The sequence below is a fragment of the Streptomyces sp. NPDC046308 genome, from assembly GCF_055588065.1.
In genome coordinates this window covers 460,890-487,419 of record NZ_JBVJFB010000004.1, presented here as the reverse complement: position 1 = coordinate 487,419, position 26,530 = coordinate 460,890, and the positions used below count along the sequence as shown (strand labels likewise).

The 26,530-nt window shown below is 70.3% G+C and carries 25 protein-coding genes; 13 read left to right on the top strand and 12 right to left on the bottom strand.

Annotated elements, in window-relative coordinates:
* Positions 1-45: 45 nt before the first annotated feature.
* Entirely contained in the window at positions 46-1,047 is a 1,002-nt protein-coding gene (gene cydB, locus ACZ6JT_RS19800) for a cytochrome d ubiquinol oxidase subunit II (protein ID WP_469211360.1), read from the bottom strand.
* 18 nt (positions 1,048-1,065) lie between these two features.
* Positions 1,066-2,571, bottom strand: coding sequence for a cytochrome ubiquinol oxidase subunit I (locus tag ACZ6JT_RS19795; protein WP_469211359.1), 1,506 nt, complete (start codon positions 2,569-2,571; stop codon positions 1,066-1,068).
* A gap of 187 nt (positions 2,572-2,758) precedes the next feature.
* Here ACZ6JT_RS19795 and ACZ6JT_RS19790 point away from each other — a divergent pair, with 187 nt between their 5' ends.
* The gene (locus ACZ6JT_RS19790) at positions 2,759-3,127 is read left to right on the top strand and encodes a cyclophilin-like fold protein (protein ID WP_361765355.1); all 369 of its coding nucleotides are present in this window, start codon (positions 2,759-2,761) and stop codon (positions 3,125-3,127) included.
* A gap of 81 nt (positions 3,128-3,208) precedes the next feature.
* Here the strand turns inward: ACZ6JT_RS19790 and hisC are convergent, their stop codons facing one another.
* Entirely contained in the window at positions 3,209-4,288 is a 1,080-nt protein-coding gene (gene hisC / locus ACZ6JT_RS19785; protein WP_030707773.1) for a histidinol-phosphate transaminase, read from the bottom strand.
* 361 nt (positions 4,289-4,649) lie between these two features.
* Between hisC and ACZ6JT_RS19780 the strand changes: the two genes are divergently transcribed.
* The 4 genes from ACZ6JT_RS19780 to ACZ6JT_RS19765 all read left to right on the top strand — a co-directional run bounded on the left by ACZ6JT_RS19780 (position 4,650) and on the right by ACZ6JT_RS19765 (position 9,488).
* On the top strand, positions 4,650-5,765 hold the full coding sequence (locus ACZ6JT_RS19780) for a LacI family DNA-binding transcriptional regulator (RefSeq protein ID WP_030028209.1): 1,116 nt from the start codon (positions 4,650-4,652) through the stop codon (positions 5,763-5,765).
* Positions 5,766-5,995: 230 nt separating this feature from the next.
* A complete protein-coding gene (locus tag ACZ6JT_RS19775) occupies positions 5,996-7,219 on the top strand; it encodes a metallophosphoesterase (protein ID WP_469211356.1) in 1,224 nt (407 codons plus the stop codon).
* Between the two features lie 149 nt (positions 7,220-7,368).
* Positions 7,369-8,187 carry a hypothetical protein gene (locus ACZ6JT_RS19770; protein WP_469211354.1) on the top strand — a complete coding sequence of 273 codons (819 nt, stop codon included), beginning with the start codon at positions 7,369-7,371 and terminating at the stop codon, positions 8,185-8,187.
* 191 nt (positions 8,188-8,378) lie between these two features.
* A complete protein-coding gene (locus ACZ6JT_RS19765) occupies positions 8,379-9,488 on the top strand; it encodes a glycosyltransferase (protein ID WP_469211352.1) in 1,110 nt (369 codons plus the stop codon).
* Positions 9,489-9,550: 62 nt separating this feature from the next.
* Here the strand turns inward: ACZ6JT_RS19765 and thiC are convergent, their stop codons facing one another.
* A complete protein-coding gene (thiC, locus tag ACZ6JT_RS19760; protein ID WP_469211350.1) occupies positions 9,551-11,338 on the bottom strand; it encodes a phosphomethylpyrimidine synthase ThiC in 1,788 nt (595 codons plus the stop codon).
* 211 nt (positions 11,339-11,549) lie between these two features.
* On the opposite strand from thiC, the gene ACZ6JT_RS19755 reads away from it, so the two are divergent.
* On the top strand, positions 11,550-13,010 hold the full coding sequence (locus ACZ6JT_RS19755; protein WP_469211348.1) for a YibE/F family protein: 1,461 nt from the start codon (positions 11,550-11,552) through the stop codon (positions 13,008-13,010).
* A gap of 10 nt (positions 13,011-13,020) precedes the next feature.
* On the opposite strand, the gene ACZ6JT_RS19750 is transcribed toward ACZ6JT_RS19755, so the two are convergent.
* The 4 genes from ACZ6JT_RS19750 to ACZ6JT_RS19735 all read right to left on the bottom strand — a co-directional run bounded on the left by ACZ6JT_RS19750 (position 13,021) and on the right by ACZ6JT_RS19735 (position 15,321).
* Positions 13,021-13,470 carry an SsgA family sporulation/cell division regulator gene (locus tag ACZ6JT_RS19750; RefSeq protein WP_030707766.1) on the bottom strand — a complete coding sequence of 150 codons (450 nt, stop codon included), beginning with the start codon at positions 13,468-13,470 and terminating at the stop codon, positions 13,021-13,023.
* 97 nt (positions 13,471-13,567) lie between these two features.
* Complete coding sequence (locus tag ACZ6JT_RS19745; protein ID WP_469211346.1) at positions 13,568-14,314, bottom strand: IclR family transcriptional regulator; 747 nt, start codon at positions 14,312-14,314, stop codon at positions 13,568-13,570.
* 321 nt (positions 14,315-14,635) lie between these two features.
* The gene (locus tag ACZ6JT_RS19740) at positions 14,636-14,860 is read right to left on the bottom strand and encodes a DUF5326 family protein (RefSeq protein ID WP_469211344.1); all 225 of its coding nucleotides are present in this window, start codon (positions 14,858-14,860) and stop codon (positions 14,636-14,638) included.
* 143 nt (positions 14,861-15,003) lie between these two features.
* Positions 15,004-15,321, bottom strand: a complete 318-nt coding sequence (locus ACZ6JT_RS19735; RefSeq protein WP_469211342.1) for a cupin domain-containing protein — start codon at positions 15,319-15,321, stop codon at positions 15,004-15,006.
* Between the two features lie 89 nt (positions 15,322-15,410).
* On the opposite strand from ACZ6JT_RS19735, the gene ACZ6JT_RS19730 reads away from it, so the two are divergent.
* The 4 genes from ACZ6JT_RS19730 (at position 15,411) to ACZ6JT_RS19715 (ending at position 18,665) form a co-directional block, all read left to right on the top strand.
* Complete coding sequence (locus tag ACZ6JT_RS19730; RefSeq protein WP_469211341.1) at positions 15,411-15,791, top strand: phage holin family protein; 381 nt, start codon at positions 15,411-15,413, stop codon at positions 15,789-15,791.
* A 94-nt stretch (positions 15,792-15,885) separates the two neighbouring features.
* Positions 15,886-17,043, top strand: a complete 1,158-nt coding sequence (locus tag ACZ6JT_RS19725) for a cystathionine gamma-lyase (protein WP_469211339.1) — start codon at positions 15,886-15,888, stop codon at positions 17,041-17,043.
* A 176-nt stretch (positions 17,044-17,219) separates the two neighbouring features.
* The gene (locus ACZ6JT_RS19720) at positions 17,220-18,125 is read left to right on the top strand and encodes a LysR family transcriptional regulator (protein WP_469211338.1); all 906 of its coding nucleotides are present in this window, start codon (positions 17,220-17,222) and stop codon (positions 18,123-18,125) included.
* Positions 18,126-18,185: 60 nt separating this feature from the next.
* Positions 18,186-18,665, top strand: a complete 480-nt coding sequence (locus tag ACZ6JT_RS19715) for an NUDIX hydrolase (RefSeq protein ID WP_362811669.1) — start codon at positions 18,186-18,188, stop codon at positions 18,663-18,665.
* Positions 18,666-18,698: 33 nt separating this feature from the next.
* On the opposite strand, the gene ACZ6JT_RS19710 is transcribed toward ACZ6JT_RS19715, so the two are convergent.
* The gene (locus ACZ6JT_RS19710; protein ID WP_469211335.1) at positions 18,699-19,907 is read right to left on the bottom strand and encodes a globin domain-containing protein; all 1,209 of its coding nucleotides are present in this window, start codon (positions 19,905-19,907) and stop codon (positions 18,699-18,701) included.
* 121 nt (positions 19,908-20,028) lie between these two features.
* Entirely contained in the window at positions 20,029-20,679 is a 651-nt protein-coding gene (locus ACZ6JT_RS19705; protein ID WP_469211333.1) for an HAD family hydrolase, read from the bottom strand.
* Between the two features lie 108 nt (positions 20,680-20,787).
* Between ACZ6JT_RS19705 and ACZ6JT_RS19700 the strand changes: the two genes are divergently transcribed.
* From ACZ6JT_RS19700 to ACZ6JT_RS19690, 3 genes are all read left to right on the top strand, one after another.
* A complete protein-coding gene (locus tag ACZ6JT_RS19700; RefSeq protein WP_469211331.1) occupies positions 20,788-21,681 on the top strand; it encodes a GNAT family N-acetyltransferase in 894 nt (297 codons plus the stop codon).
* Positions 21,682-21,698: 17 nt separating this feature from the next.
* A complete protein-coding gene (locus tag ACZ6JT_RS19695; protein WP_469211329.1) occupies positions 21,699-22,160 on the top strand; it encodes a GNAT family N-acetyltransferase in 462 nt (153 codons plus the stop codon).
* A 68-nt stretch (positions 22,161-22,228) separates the two neighbouring features.
* Positions 22,229-23,392, top strand: coding sequence for a winged helix DNA-binding domain-containing protein (locus ACZ6JT_RS19690; RefSeq protein ID WP_469211580.1), 1,164 nt, complete (start codon positions 22,229-22,231; stop codon positions 23,390-23,392).
* A gap of 34 nt (positions 23,393-23,426) precedes the next feature.
* Here the strand turns inward: ACZ6JT_RS19690 and ACZ6JT_RS19685 are convergent, their stop codons facing one another.
* Together ACZ6JT_RS19685 and dnaB are read right to left on the bottom strand one after the other, a co-directional pair.
* Positions 23,427-24,812, bottom strand: coding sequence for a serine hydrolase domain-containing protein (locus ACZ6JT_RS19685; protein WP_469211327.1), 1,386 nt, complete (start codon positions 24,810-24,812; stop codon positions 23,427-23,429).
* 9 nt (positions 24,813-24,821) lie between these two features.
* The gene (dnaB, locus tag ACZ6JT_RS19680; protein WP_388831792.1) at positions 24,822-26,288 is read right to left on the bottom strand and encodes a replicative DNA helicase; all 1,467 of its coding nucleotides are present in this window, start codon (positions 26,286-26,288) and stop codon (positions 24,822-24,824) included.
* Positions 26,289-26,530: the final 242 nt, after the last annotated feature.

Sequence of the window (26,530 nt, the reverse complement as noted above, 5' to 3'; positions counted from 1 at the left end):
AACATCCCCTCGGGGAGGGTCGGACGGGCGGGGTGGCGCGGTGACTCAGTGCACGTCGACGATGTGCTGCGTACCGATCCGCTTGCGGAACACCCAGTACGTCCAGCCCTGGTAGAGGAGGACGAGCGGGGTGGCCACGGCCGCGCACCACGTCATGATCTTCAAGGTGTACGGGCTGGACGAGGCGTTGGTGACCGTGAGGTTCCAGGCGTCGTTCAGCGAGGACGGCATGACGTTCGGGAAGAGCGTCAGGAAGAGCATCGCCACGGCCGCCGCGATGGTGATCCCGGACAGTGCGAACGACCAGCCCTCGCGGCCCTTCAGGTTGGTGCCGAGCGCCCCGAGCAGTGCCAGCACGGCGACGGCCATCGCGATCAGGCTCTTGCCGTCACCGCGGGAGACCTGGGTCCAGATCAGGAAGAGCAGTGCCAGCCCGGCGGTGACGACACCCAGCCCGGTCGCCAGCCTCCGCGAGCGCTCCCGGATGTCACCGACCGTCTTGAGCGAGGTGAAGACCGCGCCGTGGAAGGTGAAGAGGGTGAGGGTGACCAGACCGCCCAGCAGCGAGTAGACGTTGAGCAGGTCGAAGAGGCTGCCGACGTACTCCATGTTCTCGTCGATCTTCACACCGCGGACGATGTTGGCGAAGGCCACCCCCCACAGGAACGCGGGGATCAGCGAGGTCCAGAAGATCGCGTGTTCCCAGTTGGTCTGCCACCGGTCCTCGGAGCGCTTGTGCCGGTACTCGAAGGCGACGCCGCGGATGATGAGGCAGACCAGGATGAGCAGCAGCGGCAGGTAGAAGCCGGAGAAGAGGGTGGCGTACCACTCGGGGAAGGCGGCGAAGGTCGCGCCGCCCGCCGTGAGCAGCCAGACCTCGTTGCCGTCCCACACGGGCCCGATCGTGTTGATCAGGACCCGCCTCTCCGTACGGTCGCGGGCGAGCAGCTTGGTCAGTACGCCGACCCCGAAGTCGAAGCCCTCCAGGAAGAAGTAGCCGGTCCACAGGACGGCGATGAGTACGAACCAGACGTCGTGGAGTTGCATCGTGCGGTCTCCTCAGCCTCAGTAGGAGAAGGCCATCGGCCGGTCGGGGTTCTTGTCGTCCCCGCCGATCTTGGTGGGCGGGTTGAGATCGGCCTCGGTGAGCTCGGGCGGTCCGGCCTTGACGTACTTGACGAGGAGCCTGACCTCGATGACGGCGAGCACCGCGTAGAGGAGGGTGAAGCCGATCATCGAGGTGAGCACCTCGGCCTGGGAGACGTTCGGCGAGACCGCGTCCCGGGTGCGCAGGACTCCGTAGACCACCCAGGGCTGGCGCCCCATCTCGGTGAAGATCCAGCCCCACGAGTTGGCGATCAGCGGGAAGCCCATCGTCCAGAGAGCGACGATCCAGTACAGGGTGGCGAACTTCGGGCTCAGCGCCTTCTTGAAGAGGACCAGGTTCGGGACCTCGTCCTCCCCCGTACGCAGACCCGGCGGCAGCATGAACTTCTTGCGGGTCAGCCACAGGCCCAGCACGCCGACGCCGAGGGAGGCCATGCCGAAGCCGATCATCCAGCGGAAGCCCCAGTAGGCGACCGGGATGTTGGGCCGGTAGTCGCCGGGGCCGAACTTCTCCTGCTCCGCCTTGTTGACGTCGTTGATGCCCGGGACGAACGAGGTGAAGTCGTCGTTGGCCAGGAAGGACAGCAGGCCGGGAACCTCTATCGCGACCTTGTTGTGGCCCTTCTCCACGTCGCCGTAGGCGAAGACCGAGAAGGGGGCCGGCGCCTCGCCGTCCCAGAGCGCCTCGGCGGCGGCCATCTTCATGGGCTGCTGCTTGAACATCACCTTGCCGAGCAGGTCACCGCTCAGGGCCGTGCCCATACCGGCGATGATCATGACGACCAGGCCGAGCCGCAGCGAGCTCCGCATCACGGGCATGTGCCTCTTGCGCGCCAGGTGGAAGGCGGCGATGCCGGCCATGAACGCGCCGCCCACCAGGAAGGCGGCCGTGATGGTGTGGAAGAACTGGGTGAGGGCGGTGTTCTGGGTGAGCACGAGCCAGAAGTCGGTGAGCTCGGCCCGGCCCCGCTCCTTGTTGATGCGGTAGCCCACCGGGTGCTGCATCCAGGAATTGGCCGCCAGGATGAAGTAGGCGGACAGCACGGTGCCGATGGACACCATCCAGATGCAGGCCAGGTGGATCTTCTTGGGCAGCTTGTCCCAGCCGAAGATCCACAGGCCGATGAAGGTCGACTCGAAGAAGAAGGCGATCAGCGCCTCGAATGCCAGGGGGGCACCGAAGATGTCGCCGACGAAACGCGAGTAGTCGGACCAGTTCATGCCGAACTGGAACTCCTGGACGATGCCGGTGACGACACCCATCGCGATATTGATCAAGAAAAGCTTGCCCCAGAACTTCGTGGCCCTGAGGTACTTCTCCTTCTCGGTGCGCACCCATGCGGTCTGCAGGCCGGCCGTGAGCGCGGCGAGCGAGATCGTCAGGGGTACGAAGAGGAAGTGGTAGACGGTGGTGATGCCGAACTGCCATCGCGCCAGCGTCTCCGGCGCCAAAGCCAGGTCCACGTCATCGTCTCCTTCGCGTCGCCGTGGTCACGCGCAGCCTGTCTGTTGTGTCCCACTCAATCCGGGAGGAAGCGGAACAGCTTGTGAACGCGTTCACATTCACAAGCATTATGTCGTACTGCCATCCACGATCGCCAGGGGGGTACCCCTCTAGCCAATCCATTCAACAAATTGTTGAATGCGGCTCATGCAGATACGGATTTCCTGGCCTGCGGGCCAGCTCACCGCAACCCTCGACGAGACCCCGACCAGCAAGGCGCTGGCCGAGGCCCTTCCGATCTCCGCCTCCGCGAACACCTGGGGCGAGGAGGTCTACTTCGACACCGGCGTATCCGTGGCCCTGGAACACGACGCCCGGCAGGTCGTCGAGCCGGGCACGGTCGCGTTCTGGACCGAGGGCGACGCGCTCGCGCTGCCCTACGGCCCCACACCCATCTCACGCGGAGGCGAGAGCCGCCTGGCGAGCCCGTGCAACGTGCTCGGCTCGTTCGACGGCGACCCCCGCCTGCTCTCCACCGTCCGCGACGGCGATCCCATCCGTGTGGAACTGGCCTAGACCGTCCCCGCAGGCCCGGACCGGGCCTGACCGAGCCTGACCGGGCCTGACCGGTCCGGCCGCCAGGACAACGGCGGCCGCCTACAGCTCCTTGAAGAACGCCTCCGCCGTGTGCAGGAAGAGGTCGTTCGCCTCGGTCTCACCGATCGTGACCCGCAGGCCCTCGCCCGCGAAGGGCCGGACCACCACACCGGCCTTCTCGCAGGCCGCCGCGAACTCGGCGGTCCGCTCCCCCAGCCGCATCCACACGAAGTTCGCCTGGGTGTCCGGCACGGACCAGCCCTGCGCGAGCAGCGTCTCGTGCACCCGCGCGCGCTCGCCCACCAGCGCCCCGACGCGGCCCATCAGCTCGTCCTCGGCCCGCAGCGAGGCCACCGCCGCGTCCTGCGCGAGCTGGCTGACGCCGAACGGCATGGCCGTCTTGCGCAGCGCCGCGGCCACCGGTTCGTGCGCGATGGCGAATCCGACCCGCAGGCCGGCCAGGCCGTACGCCTTGGAGAACGTACGCAGCACGGCCACGTTCGGGCGGTCGCGGTAGAGCTCGACGCCGTCCGGGACGTCCGTGTCGCGCACGAACTCGCGGTACGCCTCGTCCAGGACCACCAGGACGTCCGAGGGCACCCGGTCCAGGAAGCGCTCCAGCTCGGCGCGGCGCACGGCGGTGCCGGTGGGGTTGTTCGGGTTGCAGACGAAGATCAGCCGGGTGCGGTCGGTGATCGCCGCCGCCATGGCCTCCAGGTCGTGCACGTCCCCGTCGGTCAGCGGGACCTGCACCGAGGTGGCGCCCGAGATCTGCGTGAGGATCGGGTACGCCTCGAAGGAGCGCCAGGCGTAGATCACCTCGTCGCCCGGGCCGGCCGCCGCCTGGATCAGCGACTGGGCCACGCCGACCGAGCCGGTGCCCGTGGCGATGTGCTCGACCGGCACCCCGAAGCGCTCGGCGAGCTCGTTCACGAGGCCGGTGCAGGCCATGTCGGGGTACCGGTTGAAGCTGCCGGCCGCCGAGACGGCGGTCTCCAGCACGCCCGGCAGCGGCGGGTACGGGTTCTCGTTCGACGACAGCTTGTACGCGACGGGCCCTCCCGCGGCAGCCGGCTTCCCGGGCTTGTACGTCGGAATGCCGTCCAGCTCGGCGCGCAGCTTCGGGCTCTTCTCGCTCACCGCAGGTCCTCCTCGACCGTCCCGTCCGACGTCGCCGTCGACTCAATACTGCTCACCTTATGAGGATTCCGCCGTTCCGAGAATGGGGGCGCCTGGAATGCGGGGGAGCGCGCGCATATATGCGCGCGCCGGTGGCCTGCGCCGTGGCGCGCGTCCCTCGTGCAGGTGAGTTGAGAACGTCCCGAGACCACACCGTTTTGGCATGCCCGGACCCGCCGACAAGCTCCACCCTCACCCTAAGCGACCAAATACCTTCATTTCCAAGGTCATTGGGGGTGGCGAACCATGCAGAATCGTGCCTGTCAACGCGTGCATATGCACCCGGACCACCCACCCCACCGAGCCCTACTATCGGCTCGCCATGACAGCAGCAGGGAAGCATCAGGTGAGCCGGACCGAGACCACCCGGCGGGCCGCCGGCCGACAGGGCCGGGCAGGCATCAGGGACGTGGCCGCCGCGGCGGGCGTCTCCATCACAACCGTCTCCGACGCGCTCAATGGCAAGGGGCGGCTGCCGGACGCCACCCGCCGCCACGTTCGCGAGGTGGCCGACCGGCTGGGCTACCGCCCGTCGGCCGCCGCCCGCACCCTCCGTACCGGCAAGTCGGGCCTCATCGGCCTGACCGTGACGACGTACGGGGATGAACCTTTCACCTTCACCGAATTCGCCTACTTCGCCGAGATGGCCAGGGCAGCCACCTCGGCCGCGCTCGCCCGCGGCTACGCCCTCGTCATCCTCCCCGCCACCTCACGCCACGACGTGTGGTCCAACGTCGCCCTCGACGGCACCGTCGTCATCGACCCCTCCGACCACGATCCCGTCGTCACCGAACTGGTCCGCCAGGGCCTGCCGGTGGTCTCCGACGGCCGGCCCGCAGGCTCCCTCCCCGTCACCGCCTGGGTCGACAACGACCACGAGGCCGCCGTACTCGGCCTGCTCGACCACCTCGCCGCCGCCGGCGCCCGCCGGATCGGGCTGCTGACCGGCACCACCACCGACACCTACACCCGGCTCTCCACCACCGCCTACCTCAACTGGTGCGAACGCGTCGGCCAGGACCCCGTCTACGAGTCCTACCCGGCGCACGACCCGTGCGCAGGCGCGGTCGCCGCCGACCGGCTCCTCGCCCGACCCGACCGGCCCGACGCCGTCTACGGGCTCTTCGACCCCAACGGCACCGACCTGCTCGCCGCCGCCCGGCGCTACGGCCTGCGCGTCCCCGAGGACCTGCTGCTCGTGTGCTGCAGCGAGTCCACCGTCTACGCCAACACCGAACCGCCCATCACCACGCTCTCCCTCAAACCGCGCCGCATCGGCACCGCCGTCGTGCAGCTGCTCATCGACGCGATCGAGGGAGTGGACACCGGACGGCCCGTCGAACAGGTCGTCCCGACCGAGCTGATCATCCGTACCTCGTCGCAGCGCAGGCAGCCGCGTACGACCGTCAGCCCACCCCGTTCCCCGGCCCAGGACTGACCGCCAGACCGTCCGGTCGGCCTGCCGAGGACCCGCCCGAACATTTCAGCAACACAGATATCGGTAGAAAACGGTAGGAACGATCGGCTCCGCAAAGGATTCACCACCCCTGGTGCGTCACAGAGCGCGAGCCGCATTCCTATGATGGGCGCACGACATCACGGACCCTCCTCCCCGGAGGTCAGGAGGGTCCGCAGGTGTACGGCAGCGCGACGGTGGTGGAGGGGTCGATGACTCAGGGGGCCGGTCAGGGACCCGCGATGCGGACGGACACGCTGCGGGACTTCCGGGTTCCAGTCACCGAACCCGCCGCGTACGCCGTATCTTCCGGGACTCCCGGTGAGGCTCCCGTCTACGGCGAGTACCCGGCGTACTACGACGACGGCACGCCGGCCGTGCCCCCGCAGCCCGGCTACGCGCCGGCGCCGGCCGCGCCGCCCGCCGCACCGCCGGCCGCCCCGCAGTCCCCGCACCCCGCGCACGCGACGAGCCCGGTCCCCGAGGACGACGAATTCGAGGGCTACACCCCGACCCACCGCGACCTGCCGATCATCGGCCGCGGCGCGCTCGGCGGTCCCGGCGACACCGTCCAGGTCCAGTACGTCCCGCAGGAGGCCGCGGCCGACGGCCCCGGCCCGCTCTACGTCGTCGGCGACGTCCACGGCTACCTCGACGAGCTCGTCACCGAACTCCAGGCCCAGGGCCTGATCGACGCGGAACGCCGCTGGTCAGCCGGCAACGCCCGGCTGTGGTTCCTCGGCGACTTCACCGACCGCGGCCCCGACGGCATCGGCGTCATCGACCTCGTGATGCGGCTGTCCGCCGAGGCCGCCGCCGCCGGCGGCTACTGCAAGGCCCTGATGGGCAACCACGAGCTGCTGCTCATCGGCGCCAAGCGGTTCGGCGACACCCCCGTCGTCTCCGGCGCCGGCACCGCCACCTTCCAGGCCGCCTGGCTCCTCAACGGCGGCCAGCGCTCCGACATGGAGCGCCTGCAGGACGTACACCTGCAGTGGATGTCGCGGCTGGACGCGGCCGTCCTGGAGGAGGGCCACCTGCTGCTGCACTCCGACACCACGGCCTACCTCGACTACGGCGACTCCATCGAGGACGTCAACGACACCATCCACGAGCTCCTCAACCGGGGCGACGCCGACATCACTTGGGACCTCTTCCGCAAGTTCACCAAGCGGTTCGCCTTCCGCGACGAGGGGACCGGCCCGCAGGCCGTACGCGAACTGCTCGACACCTACGGCGGCAGCCGCGTCGTGCACGGGCACAGCCCCATCCCGTACCTGCTCGGCGAGGTGGGCACCGAGGACGGGGACGAGTCGCGCGGCCCGGAGGCCGTGGACGGCCCGCACGTGTACGCGGAAGGGCTCGCCATCGCGATGGACGGCGGAGTGACGATGGCGGGCAAGCTGCTCGTCGTACAGCTCCCCCTGAACGACTGAGGTTTGTCACCACGGGGGTATTTCCGCAAAGCCCCTGTCAACCTGTGGCGTGGTCGCTCTACCATCGCTCTATCCGTAGCAGGCTCTCCTCCGTTTGTGCCGGCGCCCCGTTCTACGCGGGGATACCGGCTTCTACGGAGCATCGGGGGATGCACATGACCAGCGCTCCGCACCTGCTGACCGAAGACCGACCAGAGTTCGACCGGCTCCTCGACGAGGCGCTGCGCACCGCGAACGAACGGCCCGAGCTCGCCACCCTCGGCGAACGGCTGAACGCCGAACAGCTGCGCACCATGGCCCAGGGGGCCAGCGCACTGCTGGCGGCGGCGGCCGCCGCCGAGTACGGCCACTACGTGAAGGTCCGAGAGGAACGGCGCGACGAGGTGCTGTCCGCACCCGGCGCCGCGGCGGACGAGGACGGCGGACAGGGCTTGGGCGGCGGCGCGGGCGTCAGCGCCGTGGTCGCGGTCCTCGCACCCGTCCTGGCGGGCACGGCCATGCTGATATTCCTGCTCGTGGGCTACAGCCTGAAGCTGATCGAGCCCGAACCCGCCTTCGCCGAGACGATGTTGACGGCGGGCTGGCTGTTCGGGGCGCTCACCGTGGCGGCGCTGCTGTTCGCGGTGATCGGGCTGCTGGTGACGGCCGTGCGCAACAGCTCGACCGAGGTGGTGGCGGACGAGACCGAGGCCGTACCCGACGAGGTGGCGCGGGCCCGGGAGGCCTGGCGGCACGCGCTGCTGGAGCGGGGGATCATGCCGTTCCTGCGGGACGCGCTGGCCGATCCGAGTGCGGGGCCGGGCTTCCCGACCCCCAGAACGCCGGCGGCCGGGCGCATCCCCAACCTGGGGTACACGCGGCCCGACTTCACCAGCCCCGGATCCCCCTCAGAGGGACCCCGGTCCGGCTACACGCCCCCGGACTTCACCAGCCCGGACTTCGGCGGCCCGGAGCACCGGCCGGAGTAGCCTCCGGCCGACGCGCGCCCGCTTCGGCTGCTTCAGGGGGCGCCCCGTCGGGCCGCCAGGCACATCGGGGGGATCGCGGCGTCACAGGTCCGCTCGCCGTGCGGATGAGTCAGCTTGTCGGACCAATACAGCGCCCCAATGGCCCCTCGAGCTTCCTTGCGGGGCATTACCCGGGTCCCTACCGTCGGCTCGTGAAAGCAAAAGTCTGCCTCAACATGATCGTCAAGAACGAGGCGCACGTGATCCGCAGATGTCTCGAATCGGTGCGTCCGCTGATCGACACGTGGGTGATCGTGGACACCGGCTCGACCGACGGCACCCAGGACGTCATCCGGGAACTCCTCGGCGATCTGCCCGGTGTCCTGCACGAGCGTCCCTGGCGCGGGTTCGACGGCAGCCGCAACGAGGCGATCGAGCTCGCCCGCTCCTGCGCGGACTACCTGCTCTTCATCGACGCCGACGACGTGATGCAGGTCCGGCCCGGGTTCCGGATGCCGGACCTCACCCTCGACGCGTACCGCCTCGCCGTGCACCACGAGCCCGTCATCCACTGGCGGCCCGCCCTCGTCTCCACCCGATCGCCGTGGAAATACGTCGGCGTACTCCACGAACACCTCGATTGCGAAGCCCGGTACACCCACGGGGTGCTCGAAGGCATCCACATCCTCGTCGTCGGCGGCGGGGCACGCCTGCGGGAAGGCGGCGAGCGGGAGAAATACCTGCACGACGCGCGGATCCTCGAAGAAGGGCTGGCCGAGGAACCGGACAACGCCCGCTACGCGTTCTACCTGGCCCAGAGCTGGCGCGACGCGGAAGAAGCGGAGAAGGCCCTCGCCGCCTACGACCTCCGGGCGGGCATGGCCGGATTCGCCGAGGAGTCCTTCTGCGCCCGGCTCTACGCGGCACGGATCGCGGCCCGCCTCGGGAGACCGGCCGCCGAGGTGACGGACCGCTACCTGCGCGCCCACGAGAGCCGGCCCTCGCGCGCCGAGGCGCTCGCCGATCTCGCCCGCGTCTGCCGCAACGAGGGCCGCTGGCCCCTCGCGTACATGTTCGCCCGGCAGGCCGTACGGATCCCCCGCCCCGACGACGTCTTGTTCGTCGAGTTCGACTGGTACGAGTGGCGCGCCCTCGACGAACTCGCCGTGGCCGCCTACTGGGTGGGCGAGTACCAGGAGTCGCAGGACTGCTGCGAACGGCTCCTCGCGGGCGACGCCCTCCCCGACGAACACCGGGACCGGGTCCTCGCCAACCTCGGTTTCGCGCGGCGCAAGGTGGACCCGTACCTCGTGGTCGCCTGACGCGGCAGGCGCCGCCCCGGCCCGACGGGCCTGGGAGCGGCGCCCTCCGCGCGTGCGTCGCGTCAGTCGGCCAGCGGCAGGTAGACGCGGTTGCCCGAGGCCGCGAACTCGGCGGACTTCTCCGCCATGCCCGCCTGGATCTCGTCGGCCTTCAGGTCGCCGCCGTGCTCCCGGCGGATGTCCTGCGAGATCTTCATCGAGCAGAACTTCGGACCGCACATGGAGCAGAAGTGCGCGGTCTTGGCCGGCTCGGCGGGCAGGGTCTCGTCGTGGAACTCACGGGCCGTGTCAGGGTCGAGGGCCAGGTTGAACTGGTCCTCCCAGCGGAACTCGAACCGCGCGTCGGACAGGGCGTCGTCCCACTCCTGGGCGCCGGGGTGCCCCTTGGCCAGGTCGGCGGCGTGTGCCGCGATCTTGTACGTGATGACGCCGGTCTTCACGTCGTCCCGGTTGGGCAGGCCCAGGTGCTCCTTGGGCGTGACGTAGCAGAGCATCGCGGTGCCCCACCAGGCGATCATCGCGGCGCCGATGCCCGAGGTGATGTGGTCGTACGCGGGGGCGACGTCCGTGGTCAGCGGGCCGAGCGTGTAGAACGGCGCCTCCTCGCAGATCTCCTGCTGGAGGTCGATGTTCTCCTTGATCTTGTGCATCGGGACGTGGCCCGGGCCCTCGATCATCGTCTGCACGTTGTGGCGCTTGGCGATGGTGTTCAGCTCGCCCAGCGTCTTCAGTTCGGCGAACTGGGCCGCGTCGTTGGCATCCGCGATGGAGCCGGGGCGCAGGCCGTCGCCCAGCGAGTACGTGACGTCGTACGTCGCCAGGATCTCGCAGAGCTCCTCGAAGTTCGTGTAGAGGAAGTTCTCCTTGTGGTGCGCGAGGCACCACGCGGCCATGATCGAGCCGCCGCGCGAGACGATGCCGGTCTTGCGGCGGGCGGTCAGCGGCACGTAGGGCAGCAGCACGCCGGCGTGGACCGTCATGTAGTCGACGCCCTGCTCGGCCTGCTCGATGACCGTGTCCTTGTAGATCTCCCAGGTCAGCTCCTCGGCCCGGCCGTCCACCTTCTCCAGCGCCTGGTAGAGCGGCACGGTGCCGATCGGGACGGGGGAGTTGCGCAGCACCCACTCGCGGGTGGTGTGGATGTTGCGGCCCGTCGAGAGGTCCATGACCGTGTCGGCGCCCCACTTGGTCGCCCAGGTCATCTTGTCGACCTCCTCCTCGATGGAGGAGGTGACCGCGGAGTTGCCGATGTTGGCGTTGACCTTCACCAGGAACCGCTTGCCGATGATCATCGGCTCGATCTCCGGGTGGTTCACGTTCGCGGGAAGCACGGCGCGACCTGCGGCGATCTCCTCGCGGACGACCTCCGGGGAGACGTTCTCGCGGATCGCGACGTACTCCATCTCCGGGGTGATCTCGCCCCGGCGGGCGTACGCGAGCTGCGTGACGGCCTGGCCGCCGCGGCCCCGGCGGGGCTGGCGCGGGCGGCCCGGGAAGACCGCGTCGAGGTTCTTGAGGCCACCGCGCGGCGAGGTGTGCTTGATGCCGTCGTCCTCGGGGCGCACGGGACGGCCCGCGTACTCCTCGGTGTCGCCACGGCCGATGATCCAGTTCTCGCGCAGCGGGGCGAGGCCCCGGCGGACGTCGGTCTCGATCTGCGGGTCAGTGTACGGACCGGACGTGTCGTAGAGCGTCACGTCCTTGCCGTTGGTGAGGTGGACCTGGCGGACCGGCACCCGGATGTCGGGGCGGGAGCCCGCCACGTAGCCCTTGTGCCAGCCCGGCTTGCGCTCGGTCGAGCCGTCGCCGTCCTGGCTGACGGCAGGCGTGCGTGCGTCCTGAATGGTCATGAGACCTATCTCCCTACGCCGGCATTACCCGGTAACAGGTTCGGCGGTCGACGCAGCCTCCTCCCGCACGCATCCGTGATGCGATGACGGTGATCAGCGTCCTCTCAGCCCGGTGCTCCGAGCTCCCGCGTTGTGCAAAGTAGCCCCCACGCTAGCGTCATCCATGGCGTGCTGAACAGTGGGCCCCCTCATCTCTTGCGATGATCTGCTGGTGACGCCCTCGCCGCAGCCCCCCATCGAGCCCACAGAGCCCCCTGGCCACACCGGCCACGAGCACCACGGTTCCGGGCACTCCGCAGAGCACTCGTCCGGGCCGTCCGCCGGTCACCACGGCGGTCACTCCGCCGGTCACTCCGCCGGTCACTCCGCCGGTCACGGCGGCCATTCCCACAGCCACGGCCACGGCCCGGCGGCCCCCGTCTCGAAGCACCTGCGCAAGGTCATCGCGGCCGTGCTGATCCCCTTCGCCACCGCCGTCTTCATCGGCATGGTGGTGCTCTGGCCGGGCGGCGCCCCCGCCCACGAGCGCACGGGGGTGGGCTTCGACCGCCAGACGCAGCAGGGCAGGGTCGTCTCCCTCGAACAGGTCGACTGCAAGTCCGTGAACGCCGCGCAGGTGCCGCCGACCGCCGACCCCTCCACGCCCGAGGGCCGCGAGGCGCAGGCCGCGCAGACCGGGGAGTGCAAGAAGGCCACGGTCGAGGTCGGCAGCGGCCCGGACAAGGGCCGCACCTTCGTGGAGATCGTCCAGCCGGGTGCGCCACGGCAGTTGACGGACGGCCAGGAGGTGGTCGTGGCGTACGCGCCGGACGCCCCCCGCGACCTCCAGTACTCGGTGATCGACGTGAACCGCAAGGTCCCCCTGGCGGTGCTGGCCGGGATCTTCGCGGTCTCGGTCGTCCTCGTCGGGCGGATGCGCGGGCTGTTCGCGCTGATCGCGCTGATCGTCAGCTTCGGGGTGCTGACCCTCTTCATCCTCCCGGCCATCCTGCAGGGGTCGAACCCGCTCGTGGTCGCGGTGGTCGGGGCGAGCGCCATCATGCTGATCGCGCTCTACATGTGCCACGGCCTGACGGCGCGCACCTCCGTCGCCGTCCTCGGCACCCTCGTCTCACTGCTGCTGATCGGCCTGCTGGGCTCGGTGTTCATCGACTGGGCGTCCCTCACCGGCAACACGGACGACAACACCGGGCTGATCCACGGGCTCTACCCGGACATCGACATGAGCGGCCTGCTGCTGGCGAGTGTGATCATCGGATCGCTGGGTGTGCTCGACGACGTGACGGTCACCCAGACCTCGGCGGTGTGGGAACTGCACGCGGCGGACCCCTCGATGGGGCCACGCGGCCTGTACCGGGCGGCGATCAGGATCGGCCGCGACCACATCGCGTCGGTGGTCAACACCCTGGTGCTGGCCTACGCCGGTGCCGCGCTGCCGCTGCTCCTGCTGTTCTCGATCGCCAACAGCAGCATGGGCTCGGTGGCGAACAGCGAGCTGGTCGCGGTGGAGATCGTACGGACCCTCGTGGGCTCGATCGGACTGGTGGCCTCGGTCCCCGTGACGACGGCACTGGCCTCGCTGGTGGTGTCCGCCGACCGGCCGGGATCCCCGGACGCCGCGGCGGCCTCGGGACCGGTCCGCGGCGGCCGGGGCCGGCGGCGCAAGCGCTGAGCGCAGCGCGTCAGCCGGCGTTCTGCTCGTTCTGCTTCGACTCGGCCAGGATCTTGCCGAGCGCCTCGTCGAGGTTCTCCTCGAAGTCGCCCAGGTTCCGCTCCTGTCCGAGCGGTACGAGCCGGTCGGTGCGGTCGAGGAACGCGACGAGCGGCGCCGCGCTGGCGCGGAACAACGCCCTGTCGCCGCCGACCTGCAGCCGGATGTGGACGTCGGACAGCTCTTCCGGGGTGGTGGGGGCGATGTGCACATCGCCGTCACCGCACGGCTTGTTGATGCCGTCGAGGAGGAGTTCCCGGCCGAACGCCCAGGTCACGGGCGCGTCTCCGGGAAGGTGGAAGGTCAGGCGGACCGCGTAGGGATCACGGGCGTCGTACCGGAGTTCCACCGGAATCCTGAACGAGAGCTCCTCGGAAACGAGGAAACTCATCATGACCTCTGCCTGTACCGACTCGCGCATTGCCTACCCCGCTGTAGTGGAAGTGGCCAGGAATGATCCCCCAGGCTCCTCTTGACAAGAGTGGTGGAAGCGCTAGCAGATCACAAGGAGTGAGTTTTCAGATACTGATAGAGAAGGAGAGGGTGCTCAACAGCGCGCCTACTTCACTCCGTAGCTGATTGACTACACAGCGCAATCGATCTTCCTGGTGCAAGGGGAGAGAAACCGCCATCGTTGCGGCGGTATCGCCCGCTGTGATGGGGATGGCCGCGCAGACCGTGCCAAGCGCATATTCCTGGCGTTCGGTTACTGGCTGCATTCGCCCGAGGGCCCCGATCCGGTACTCCAGGGACCGGAGATCCCGCACGGTATAAGCGGTGACCGGTTCGACCGGATGACGTTCGTAATGGTCCTTGCGCATTTCCTCGTCGAGTTGTCCGAGGAGGCACTGCCCGATGGCGTGCGCATGGCCGGTCGCACGGAAGTCCGCCCACTCCTCGCAGGCCGGGCTGGACTGGGTGTCGGAAACGCCCACGACCTCGATCTCACCCTCGCGGTAGACCGCGAAGTAGACGGGGGCCCCGACCGCGTCGCGGAAGTGCGCGAGGGAGTCGAGGATCATGCTGCGACGTTTCTGCTGGAGTCCCCCGGCGGCGAGCCGGCCCGCGGCGTCGCCCAGGACGAAGACCCCGCCCTCCCGGCGCAGGTAGCCCTCGTGTGTGAGGGTGCGCAGCAGGTGGTACGCGGTGGGGAGCGGGAGCCCGGCCTCGCGCGCGAGCTGTTTCGCCGGCGCTCCCCCGCTATGGGACCCCGCTGCTTCGAGGAGTCTCAGCGCCCTCTGCACCGAACCGATGAGTGTCGGCACACCGGCATTGTGAACCGGAGACAAAGCTCACCCCCAGGTGTGGCGGGGGCCTTCGGGGAGACCACCCTGCGGGGGCCGCCCCCGCGTATGCCGTGGCCCCTGGGGGTCGTACTCGGCGGCTCTTTAGCAACGCCGCAGGTCAGAGCGGCGGTACCGGGCTTTCGGCGCCCAGGGAACGGCGCAGATTGCCACTCTATCCGCCGATTACCGGGATGTGAGGGGTTTAGCCCGTCACGTTCCCTCACCTGGCTTAATCCCGGAACCACCCGGCTCGTCCCCGGCGCCCTTCTCCGGCCGCTTCCCCTGCGGCCGGTCCTCCTCCTACCAGTCGCCGGCCGAGGACTTCGTACGGCCGCCGACCTTCTTCACGACGAACACCAGGCCGGCGACGAGGCCGATGAAGAGGAGCAGCTTGAAGACGAACCCGATCAGCACGCTCAGGATGGTGGTGATCACACCGCCGAACACGAACAGCGCCAGCAGCGGAACGGCGACCCACTTAACCCACCAGGGCATGCCTGCGAATGTCTCTCGGATGCCGTTCATGTCCTCGACCTCTTCCTCGTCCGTGACTTCCTGCTCTCGATGCTAGGAGTCCACGGACCCGGATCGGGGCCCACGAGCCCCCGGAGTCCCCTGACCCTCCCCTTAGGGGAACCGGAGCGGCGACCCCCAGGCGTCCGCCGCGCTCAGCTCTCCGGCGGGGAGAACACCACCATCACCCTCAGGTCCTCGGTGATGTGGTGGAACTTGTGCGGGACGCCCGCCGGGACGTACACGACACTGCCGCGCGCCACGGTGGTCGTCTCCTCCCCGACCGTGATCGAGGCGCGCCCGCTCACGACGAAGTACACCTCGTCCTGGCGGTGCGGCTGCTGCGGATCGACCTGCCCCGCATCGAGCGCGTACAGCCCGACCGACATGTTCCGCTCGCGCAGGAACTGCAGATAGGCGCCGTCGTTGGCGGCCCGCTCGGCCTCGAGCTCGTCAAGCCGGAACGCTTTCATCGTGGTTGTGCCCCTTGTGCTCGGTAGCGCCGTCGCATCCGCTGATCTGCGGATGTCCCACCGGGATCATCTCTGCCACGATCAGACACATGATGAATTTCGTAGTCAAGACGCTCGCCAACGCCGCGGCCCTGGCCGTCGCCGTCTGGCTGCTCGCCGGGATCACCCTCGACGACGGCAGCAGTCTGGGCCGCCGGACGCTCACCCTGATCCTGGTCGCACTGGTCTTCGGCCTGGTGAACCTGATCGTCAAGCCCGTGGTGAAGCTGCTCTCGCTGCCGCTTTTCGTCCTCACCCTGGGCCTGTTCACCCTCGTCGTGAACGCCTTGATGCTGCTCCTGACCTCATGGCTGGCCTCGAAGCTCGACCTCAGCTTCCACGTCGACGGGTTCTGGACCGCGCTCCTCGGCGGCCTGATCATCTCCGTCGTCTCCTGGGCCGTGAACCTGGCCCTGCCCGAGAAGAACTGAACGGCGCTCGCACCCACCCCGCAGCACGCCGCCGAGATCCGGCTGCTGTGGATCTGCCGGACGCCGTACGCGAGGCCGTGAAGGAGCACACCGCGTGAACGAGTACGCCCCCGAGGGAACCGCCGAAGCGATCGGCGACGGCACGCGCGCGGTCCGCGCCGGACTGCCGGAGCCCGTCAAGAACGAACCGACCCTGCCCGGACCGGTCTTCGCCGCCCACTTCCACCTCCCGGGCGACGTCGAGGGCCCGTATGCCTACGGCCGGGACACCAACCCCACCTGGACCCTGCTGGAGCGGGCGATCGGGGAACTGGAGGCCCCCGGCGAGGAGGTGCACACCACCGTCTTCGCCTCCGGCATGGCGGCCGTCTCCGCCGTACTGCTCTCCCAGGCGCGCACCGGCGACACGATGGTCCTGCCCGGCGACGGCTACCAGGCCCTGCCCCTGGTGCGGGAGCAGCTGGAGGCGTACGGGATCCACGTGCGCACCGCCCCCACCGGCGACGACGCCCAGCTCGCTGTCCTCGACGGGGCCCGGCTGCTGTGGATCGAGACCCCGTCCAACCCCGGGCTCGACGTGTGCGACGTACGGCGCCTCGTGGACGCTGCGCACGCCGGCGGGACGCTCGTCGCCGTCGACAACACCCTCGCCACCCCCCTCGGGCAGCGGCCCCTGGAGCTCGGGGCCGACTTCTCCGTGGCGAGCGGCACCAAGGGCCTCACGGGCCACGGCGACCTGCTGCTCGGGTACGTGGTCTGCCGGGATGCGGAGCTCGCCGCGGGCGTCCGGCGCTGGCGCAAGGTCGTCGGCGCGATCGCGGGCCCGATGGAGGCCTGGCTCGCCCACCGCTCCCTGGCCACGATCCAGCTGCGCGCGCAGCGCCAGTGGGCCAACGCCCTGGCCGTCGCCGAGGCGCTGGCCGGCCGGCCCGACGTGACCGGGCTGCGCTACCCGGGCCTGGCCACGGACCCCTCGCACAAGACCGCGGCCCGCCAGATGCGGGGCTTCGGCTCGGTGGTCTCCTTCACCCTGTCCGACCGTGCCCACGCGGAACGGTTCATGTCCGCTCTGCACCTGGTCGAGGACGCCACGAGTTTCGGGGGAGTCCGGTCCACCGCCGAACGGCGCGGACGGTGGGGCGGCGACGCCGTGCCGGAGGGGTTCATCCGCTTCTCCGCCGGGGCCGAGGACACGGAGGACCTGGTGGCGGACGTGCTGCGGGCCCTCGACCGCGCGGGCCGCGCCGGCTGAGCAGGCCCTGGACGGACGGTCCGAGCCTCCCCCCTCGTGGCTCGGACCGCCCAGGGTTCCGCGCGCGAAGAACCACGCGACAAGGCTAGTTGACTCTGCGTCAGAGTCCAATCACGGTAACGACAGGGGCCTATCGGCATATTTATAGTTGAAGGCCCCCACCGAGAGGTGCCGCGATGGACCTGGCCCTGCTGCGCACCTTCGTCGCCGTCCACCGGGCCGGCTCGTTCACCCGCGCCGCCGCCCTCCTGGGGCTGTCCCAGCCGGCCGTGACCTCGCAGATCCGTACGCTGGAGCGGCAGTTGGGACGGCCGCTCTTCCACCGTCGCCCCCGCGGGGTCACCCCCACCGCGGTCGGCGACGAACTGGCCCACAAGGCGGCCCCGCACCTCGACGCCCTGCTGCGGATCACCGAGGCCGAGCGGGAGGCCGCCGGGGCGTCGCGCACCCTCCACGTCGCCGGGCCACCGGAGTTCCTCGGCCTGCGCGTGCTCCCCGCCCTGGCGCCCCTCGTCGGGCAGGGCCACACCTTGCGCGCCACCCTGGAGACCGGCGCCGAAGCGGCCCTCGACGGGCTCGCCGCCGGTCACCACGACCTCGTCGTCACCACCGCCCATCCGCGCGGCGGGCTCTTCACCGTGACCGCCCTGTGCGACGAGGAGCACGTCCTGGTCGCCGCGCCCTACTGGGCCGCCCTGGTCGGCACGGGGCGGCTGTGCGAGGAGGGTCCCGCCGCTCTCGACGGCATCCCGCTCGTGGAGGTCCACGAGAGCCTGCCGCTCGTCACCCGCTACTGGGCCGCCGTCTTCGACACCGCGCCCGATGCCCGGTCCCTGGCCGCCACCGTGGTCGCACCCGACCTGCGGGCCGTACTGGAATGCGTCGCAGCCGGCGCCGGTCTCGCCGTCCTGCCCCGGTACCTGTGCCGGGAAGCCCTCGACAGCGGCCGCGTCGTGGCCCTGGCCGAGCCCGGCGTGCCGCCGCTGCGCACCTGGTTCCTGGTCGTGCGGACCGGGAGCCTCGCCCTCGCCCACCTCGCGCGGGCGCACGAGCGGCTGGTGGAAGCCGCCGTGCACTGGTGAGCCCCTCTTTTCCGGCCCGTGGCGCGTTTCAGAAGGGGAGCGGTGGGCCACTCTTCTCCCATGACCGAACGTCCCGTGGTCAAACGCACCGCCCGCGCGATCCTGCTCGACGGTGACGACCTGATCCTCATCAAGCGCACCAAGCCCGGCGTCGATCCGTACTGGCTCACCCCCGGCGGGGGAGTGGAGTCCTCGGACGCCACCGTCATCGACGCCCTCCACCGAGAGGTCCACGAAGAACTCGGCGCGAAGATCACCGATGTGGTGCCCTGCTTCGTCGACACCGTCGAGCACATCGCCGACCGGGGGGTGACCGGCGTGAAGGTGCAGCACTTCTTCGTCTGCCGCCTCGAATCGATGGACCCGAGCCTTCGCCACGGCCCCGAAATCGACGAACCCGAGGGCGAGTACGAGATCGTCCGCGTGCCCTTCAGCCGCGTGGGCATCGCAGCCGTCCATCTCGTCCCGCTGTCCCTGCGGCACTACCTCGACGGCAACATCGAGGGTGTACGCGCCATGCACGCTCCCGACCTGGGCTGAGCCCGGCCGAGACCGGCGGCCTGCCCGCCGGTCTCAGCCGGCGATGCCCACCAGTTCCTCCACGGCGTCGTGGCGGATCCGCTCGCCGGGAATGCCGATCCGAAGGAGCTCGTCCACCCCGTTCCGGATCATGGCGGGCGGCCCGGAGACGAAGGCGTCGTACGAGCTCCACGGCCCGTGTTCGCCCACGGCCTGGGGCAGCTGCCCGGCCAGACCGTCGCCCACCACCGGGCGCACCGACAGCCACGGATGCGAGCGCTGCAGCCCGAGCAGCGTGTCCTTGTCGTACAGATCGCTGTCGCTGCGTGCTCCGAAAAAGACCTCAACCGGTCGGCGTTCGCCGTGCTCGGCCACGTCCTCGATGAGCGCCTTGATCGGGGCGATGCCGGTGCCGCCGCCCAGGCACAGCATCCCGTTGTCCGTGGTGTGGTCCACCACCATCGACCCGGCCGGCGGTCCGAGGCGCAGCACGTCCCCCGGGCGGGCGTGGCGCACCAGCGCGTTGGAGACCCAGCCCGCGGGGACGGCCTTGACGTGGAACGACAGCAGCCCGTCGGCGCGGGGCGCCGAGGCGAAGGAGTAGTGCCGCCAGACCCGCGGCCACCAGGGGGTCTCCAGGCTCGCGTACTGGCCGGCGAGGAAGGCGTACGGCTGGTCGGGACGGACCGTCAGCACCGCGATGTCCGAGGTGCGCAGATCGTGGGAGACCACCTCCGCGTGCCACCAGGCGGGGGCCTTCACCTCGTCCTCGGCCGCCGCGTCGATCATGATTTGGGAGATCGCGGTGTAGGCCCGCACCCACGCGGCCTCGGTCTCCGGCCCCCAGCTGTCGGTGGCGTACCGGGCCAGCGCCCCGACCAGGGCCTCGCCGACCACCGGGTAATGACCGGCCATGGTTCCGTACTTGCGGTGCCCCGTGCCCAGTCGGCGCAGGTAGGGGACGAGTACCCCGGGATTGTCGATGTGCTCGGCGGCCGTCAGCAGCGCCTTCAGTAGCCTGTCGCGCTGCGTGTCCATGGCGGCGGGGAACATGCCCCGCACCTCGGGGTGCCCGGAGAAGACCAGCGCGTAGAAGTACGAGGTGACCTTGTCGGCGATGGGGGCGATCTCCGCGAGGGTCCGACGGATGAGCACGGCATCCGGTGAGGGCTCGGCCGCACCGTCCTCGACGGGTATCCGGGCCGATTCGCGTCTGGCCGATCTGGTGGGCGGAGCGTCCATGCGGTGCCTCGCTTCGAGCATCTCGGTCGGTCTGCACACGCCACGGTCTGTGAATCCGTGGTTCCGGGTTCCACAGCGTGCCAGCCGGTTCAGAGGCCGGTGGGGAAACGCGGAAAATCCGCGTTTCGAACCCACTTTCCTCCTAAGATGCCGGAACTCCCGGGCGCGCCACCCCTACGAGCTGGTATGCCTCCCGAAGGTCCCGGCCCTCGTAGACATGAGTCGCGCGCTCCGCCAGATAGGGCCGTGCGTTGACCGCCACCGACACCGGCACCACGTCGAAGAGCACCGAGTCGGTCACCGAGTCGCCGTACGCGACGCAGTCGCTCCGGCTCACGCCGAACCGCTCGCACAGCCGGTCCGCCACCGTGACCTTGCCCTCGGGCGTGAGGAGGCCCGCGGCCTCCACGGGCCGGGTGAACGGCACCTCGGGGTAGATCGAACCGTGCGCCGCGTGCGCACCCCACTCCAGGAGCAGCTCCACGAAGAAGGAGGGCGACAGCGAGATCACCGCGCAGTAGTCGCCGCGCTCCCGGATCTCCCGCCAGACGTCCCGGATTCCCGCGAGCCAGGGGGACCCGTCGAACGCCGCCCGGACATGCGCGGGCGTGAGATCGGCCCAGAGGGCGTGGGCGGCCACCGAGAACTCGTGCGGCCCGATCTCCAGCGCGCCGAAGGCCCTTTCCAGCTCGGCGATCTCGGCGCTCAGGCCGAGTTGGCGGGAGATCTCGACGGGCGCGGCCGACCCGTACATCAGCGTGCCGTCGAGGTCGAAGAGGTGCAGGAGCGTCATAGCGATCGAGGCTAGTGGCTTGGTTTCACGTGAAACAGCGTGTTTCACGTGAAACATCTCCGCTCAAATCCTCTGGACGGCTCCCGGTCCATGATCCAGTCTGAGCCGGTGACACCACCACACATCACCGATCTGCCGATCCGGGCGCTGACCGTGGACGATCTCCACCGCTGCGCCGACTTGTCCGAGGATCGCGGCTGGCTCCGCGAGGACCACAAGTGGGGTCTGCTCCTCGCCGCCGGAAAGGGGTACGGCGTCGACGCCCCGGACGGCCGGGGACTGGCGGCGGCGTGCATCGTCACCCGGTACGGCCAGACCGGAGCCGGCCCGGAACTCGCCGCCATCGGGATGGTCCTCGTCGCCGACCGCTACGCCCGTCAGGGTCTCGGCCGCCGCCTGATGACCCACGTGTGCGACGGCGTGCTCAAGGGTGTCCCCCTCACCCTGCACGCCACTCCGTACGGCCGCCCGCTGTACGAGGAGCTGGGCTTCAAGACCACGGGCCGCGCCGAGATGGTGAAGGGTGCCTTCCGGCCCGAGGGCACCCCCGGCGCCTACGGCACTCCTCTGGTCCGGCCGGCCACCGCCGGAGACCTCCAGGGCATCCTGCGTCTGGACGCCGAGGTCTTCGGCACCGACCGCACGCACATGATCACCAGACTGCCTGCCTTCGCCGACCAGTTGCTCGTCGCCGAGGACCCCAGCGGGGACGGCACCCTCACCGGCTACGCGGCCGCCTGGCCCAACATGGACACCCATGTCATCGGACCGCTGATCGCCAAGGACACCGGCACTGCCCAGTCACTGGTCACCGCGCTCGCCGCGGGTACGGACCGGGTGCTGCGCACCGATGTCGACGTACGGCACGAGGAGCTCCTCGCCTGGCTCAAGGACCGCGGTCTCGGCTCCGTGGCCTTCAACGCCGTCATGACCCGTGACATCCCCGACCTGCCCGGTGACTGGACCCGCCGCTGGGCCCCGCTCACCGTGGCAGCGGGCTGAGAGAGGAAGAACCCGTCATGACCGACGCCCCCGGGCCGGCCATCCGGCCCGCGACCGAGGCCGATCTCCCCGCCATCGTCGCCATGCTGGCCGACGATCCGCTGGGTGCCACCCGCGAGTCCCCCGAGGACCTCACCCCGTACCGCGCGGCCCTGCGGCGCCTCGCCGGAGACCCGAACCAGCACCTGGTCGTCGCCGTCCGCGCGGACCGCGTCGTGGGCACCCTCCAACTGACGATCATCCCCGGTCTCTCCCGCAAGGGGGCCACCCGGTCCGTCATCGAGGGCGTCCGTGTCCACGCGGACGAGCGCGGCGGCGGGCTGGGCACCCGGTTCATCGAGTGGGCGGTGGAGAAGTCCCGTGCCGAGGGCTGCTCGCTCGTCCAGCTGACCTCGGACGTGACCCGGACCGACGCCCACCGTTTCTACGAGCGGCTCGGATTCACCGCCTCCCACGTCGGGTTCAAGCTGCAGCTCTGAGCCCGATGGCCCGCGGGCCGGGTCGCCCCGTCGGCGGCCCGGCCTACGATCGGGAGGTGAGCCCCAGCCTGCCCCTCGTCACCACCGCCGAGCGCCGCCACCGGATCGGCCGGCGCCATCGCCTCGCTCCCTCGGCCCGGGCCGCCACGGTGGTGGAGGCCGCGGACTCCGTCGTCGCCCTGCACGCCACCGACGCCGCGACGATCTTCCTCTCCTCCCGCGCCCGGCTCGCCGGAGGCGGCCCGGGTCTGGTCGAGCAGGCGCTCTACGAGGACGTCAGCCTCGTGCGGCTGCTCAGCATGCGCAACACGCTCTTCGCGGTCTCGGCGGAACTCGCCCCCTACGTCGACGCCTCGTCGGCCCGGGCCATCGCCGTCAAGGAGCGCCGCACCCTGCTCAAGCACCTCGACGAGGACGGTCAGGGACTCGACGCGCAGTGGCTGGCGCAGGCGGAGACCGCCGCGCTCGACGCCCTCGACGTGTACGGGCCGGTCACCGGAAGCCAGTTGTCGGCCGCCGTGCCCGCACTGCGCCAGAAGATCACCATCGGCCGCGGCAAGACGTACGAAGCGGAGACCGGTGTCGCCACCCGTGTCATCCGGCTGCTGGCCGCCGACGGCCGGATCCGGCGCGGCCGCCCGCGCGGGTCGTGGACCTCCAGTCAGTACCGCTGGGTGCACACCGAGCCCTGGCCCGCCGTGCCCGCCGCCGAGGCCCGCGCGGAGATCGCCCGCCGCTGGCTCCACGCCTACGGCCCCGCCACCGAGGCCGACTTCAAGTGGTGGACCGGCTGGACCCTCACGGACGTACGCAAGGCACTCGCCGCCGTGGGCCCGGACCAGGTCCGCCTCGAGGACGGCGGCACCGCCCTCGTCGGCCCCGGGGACACGGCGCCCGAGCCGGCGCCGGAGCCCTGGGCCGCGCTGCTGCCCGGCCTCGACCCCACCGGCATGGGCTGGGCCGACCGCGGTTTCCACCTCGACCCCGCCCACAGGCCCGCGCTCTTCGACTACGCCGGCAACATCGGCCCCACCGTGTGGTGGAACGGCGAGATCGTCGGGGGTTGGGCCCAGCGTTCCGACGGCGAGATCGTCTGGCGGCTGCTGGGCAGCCCCGGCCGCGCCGCCGAGGAGGCGATCACCGCCGAGGCGGCCCGGCTCGCCGCTTGGGTGGGTGAGGCCCGGATCACCCCTCGCTTCCGCACCCCGCTGGAACGCGAACTCGTCGCCTGAGCCAGGGACCGGGGCCGGACCCGGGCACCGGCCCTCAGCCGATGCCCCGCCATCCCTGCGGGTCCACCCCGCCGGGCACCGGGGCCTGGGCGTCGTACGGTTCGCGCGTGAAGACGAAGGACGCCAGGTCGAGGTGGCTCACCGAGCCGTCCTCCCGGCGCACCGCCCGCAGCGTCTCACCGGCGTAGTAGCCGGACAGTCCGGTCCAGGTGCCGTCCGGCCCGGCCCGGAACCGGGCCGTGCGCCCGGATCCGCCCACCGGGCCCAGCTCCAGCAGTCCGTCCGCCGTCAGCCGCACCACCTGCGCCGAAGTCCCCCAGTACCAGGGGCCGCACAGCTCCAGCGGCACCCGGTCCGACTCCCGGAAGGGCCGCCACGGCTTCGGGAACCGCGGCTCGGCGTCCGCCACGATCCCGACCAGTTCCGCCGCCACCGTCGCGGCCGGAAGCCCGGAGGTGCAGTTCGCCAGCACCACCGCCGCGACGTCGTCCGCCTCGCTCAGCCACAGGCCCGCGACGAAGCCCGGCAGCGATCCGCTGTGGCCTGCGAGCCTGCGGTCGCCGTCGGCCGTCAGCTGCATCCCCAACCCGTAGCCGAGATCGGCGAGGCCGGGCTCCGGCGGCGCTGCCGGCGTGCGCATCTCCCGTACGGACTCCGCGCTCAGGACCCGCTCGTCACCGTGCAGCAGGAAGCCGGCGAACCGCGCCAGGTCCCTGGTCGTCGACCACAGCTGTCCGGCCGGAGCCATCAGCCCCAGGTCCTCCAGCGGCTCGGGCATCATCAGGTCCGCCCACGGGTGCACCGCCCAGCCGCCCGCGTGCGGGGCCTGCGGCTGCCCGCTCGTACGGTCCAGCCCGAGCGGCTCCAGCACCTCGGCCCGCAGGACCTCTTCCCAGGGCTTCCCGCGCACCGCCTCCACCAGCGAACCCAGCAGGGTGTAGCCGGGGTTGGAGTAGTGGTGGCGGCGTCCCGGCGTCAGGGCGAACGGCTCGTCGCCCAGGACGTCGGAGAGCTCGGGACGCAAGGCGCCGGGGGTGCGCTCCCACCACTCACCGGGGGTCTCCGCCGCCAGTCCGCTCGTGTGGGCCAGCAGCTGGGCGACGGTCACCTCGCCGGCCCCCGTCCCCGGCAGGTGCTTCTCCAGCGGATCCGAGAGGCTCAGCAGTCCCTCGTCCCGCAGGCGCAGCACCAGAACTGCCGTGAAGGTCTTGGTGATCGAGCCGATCCGGTACTGGACGTTCCCGTCGGGAGCGTGCCCTTCGACCGAGGTCCGGGAACCCTCCCAGACCAACTCACCGCCCCGCAGCACGGCGGCCACGACGGACGGCGCCCGCCCCGCGCTCTGCGCGACGGCGATCCGGTGCCGGAGGGCCCGCCGGGTGGCGGGGAGAAGTTCCAGGTCCTCAGAAAGGTCATCCATGATCGGATGCTACGTGTTGGCCATGTCCACGAAGCGTGAATAGTGGCCCTGGAAGGCCACGGTGATCGTGGCCGTGGGGCCGTTACGGTGCTTGGCCACGATCAGGTCCGCCTCACCCGCGCGGGGGGACTCCTTCTCGTACGCGTCCTCGCGGTGCAGCAGGATCACCATGTCGGCGTCCTGCTCGATCGAGCCCGATTCACGCAGGTCGGAGACCATCGGCTTCTTGTCGGTGCGCTGTTCCGGACCACGGTTCAGCTGGGAGAGCGCGATCACGGGGACCTCGAGCTCCTTCGCCAGCAGCTTGAGGTTTCGGGACATGTCCGATACCTCCTGCTGGCGGCTCTCGGGACGGCGCGAGCCGCCCGACTGCATCAGCTGGAGGTAGTCGATGACCACGAGCGAGAGGTCGTTGCGCTGCTTGAGCCGGCGGCACTTGGCCCGGATCTCCATCATCGACAGGTTGGGGGAGTCGTCGATGTAGAGCGGGGCGGCGGAGACGTCCGGCATCCGGCGGGCGAGCCGGGTCCAGTCGTCGTCCGTCATCGTGCCGGAGCGCATGTGGTGCAGCGCCACCCGGGCCTCCGCCGAGAGCAGGCGCATGGCGATCTCGTTGCGCCCCATTTCGAGGGAGAAGATCACGCTCGGCAGGTTGCTCTTGATGGAGCAGGCCCGTGCGAAGTCCAGGGCGAGCGTGGACTTGCCCATCGCGGGACGGGCAGCGATGACGATCATCTGCCCGGGGTGCAGGCCGTTGGTCAGTGAGTCCAGGTCCGTGAAACCGGTGGGGACGCCCGACATCTGGCCGCTGCGCGAGCCGATCGCCTCGATCTCGTCGAGGGCGCCCTCCATGATGTCGCCGAGCGGCAGGTAGTCCTCGGAGGTCCGCTGCTCGGTGACGGCGTAGATCTCGGCCTGGGCGCTGTTGACGATCTCGTCGACGTCGCCGTCGGCCGCGTACCCCATCTGCGTGATCTTGGTGCCGGCGGCGACCAGGCGGCGCAGGACGGCCCGCTCGTGGACGATCTCCGCGTAGTACTCGGCGTTCGCCGCCGTCGGCACGGACTGGACCAGGGTGTGCAGGTACGAGGCCCCGCCCACCTTGCTGATCTCGCCGCGCCTGGTCAGCTCGGCGCCGACGGTGATCGGGTCGGCCGGCTCGCCCTTGGCGTACAGGTCGAGGATGGCCTGGAAGATCGTCTCGTGGGAAGGCCGGTAGAAGTCGTGGCCCTTGATGACCTCGACGACATCGGCGATGGCGTCCTTCGAGAGCAGCATGCCGCCGAGCACCGACTGCTCGGCGTCGAGGTCCTGCGGAGGGACGCGCTCGAAGCCGCCACCGCCGCCGCCGTCCCAGGAGCCGCCCTCGCGGCCCCGGTCGTGCTGTTCGTCCCCGCGGCCACGGCCTTCGCTGTTACGGCGCGAACGGGCGGGCAGACGGTCACCCGGACCGCTGTCGGCCCAGGGGTCGTCCATGGGCTCGGGCATACCCACCGGGCCGCCTCCTCCCGTCCGCGAAGCGGACCTTGCCGTGCCACTCTTTCTACGACACGGCTCTGACATTTGGGGCACCCGAGTCGGCTGTCGACGAGTCGGGCAACGCACCACGGTAGGGCCGGGAGCGGCGTCAGCCAATCTTGTTATCCACAGGCTGTGTGGATGAGATGTGGATGACGGCGCCAATGCTGTGGGTAACTCTCCGGAAGCTGTGTACGGAC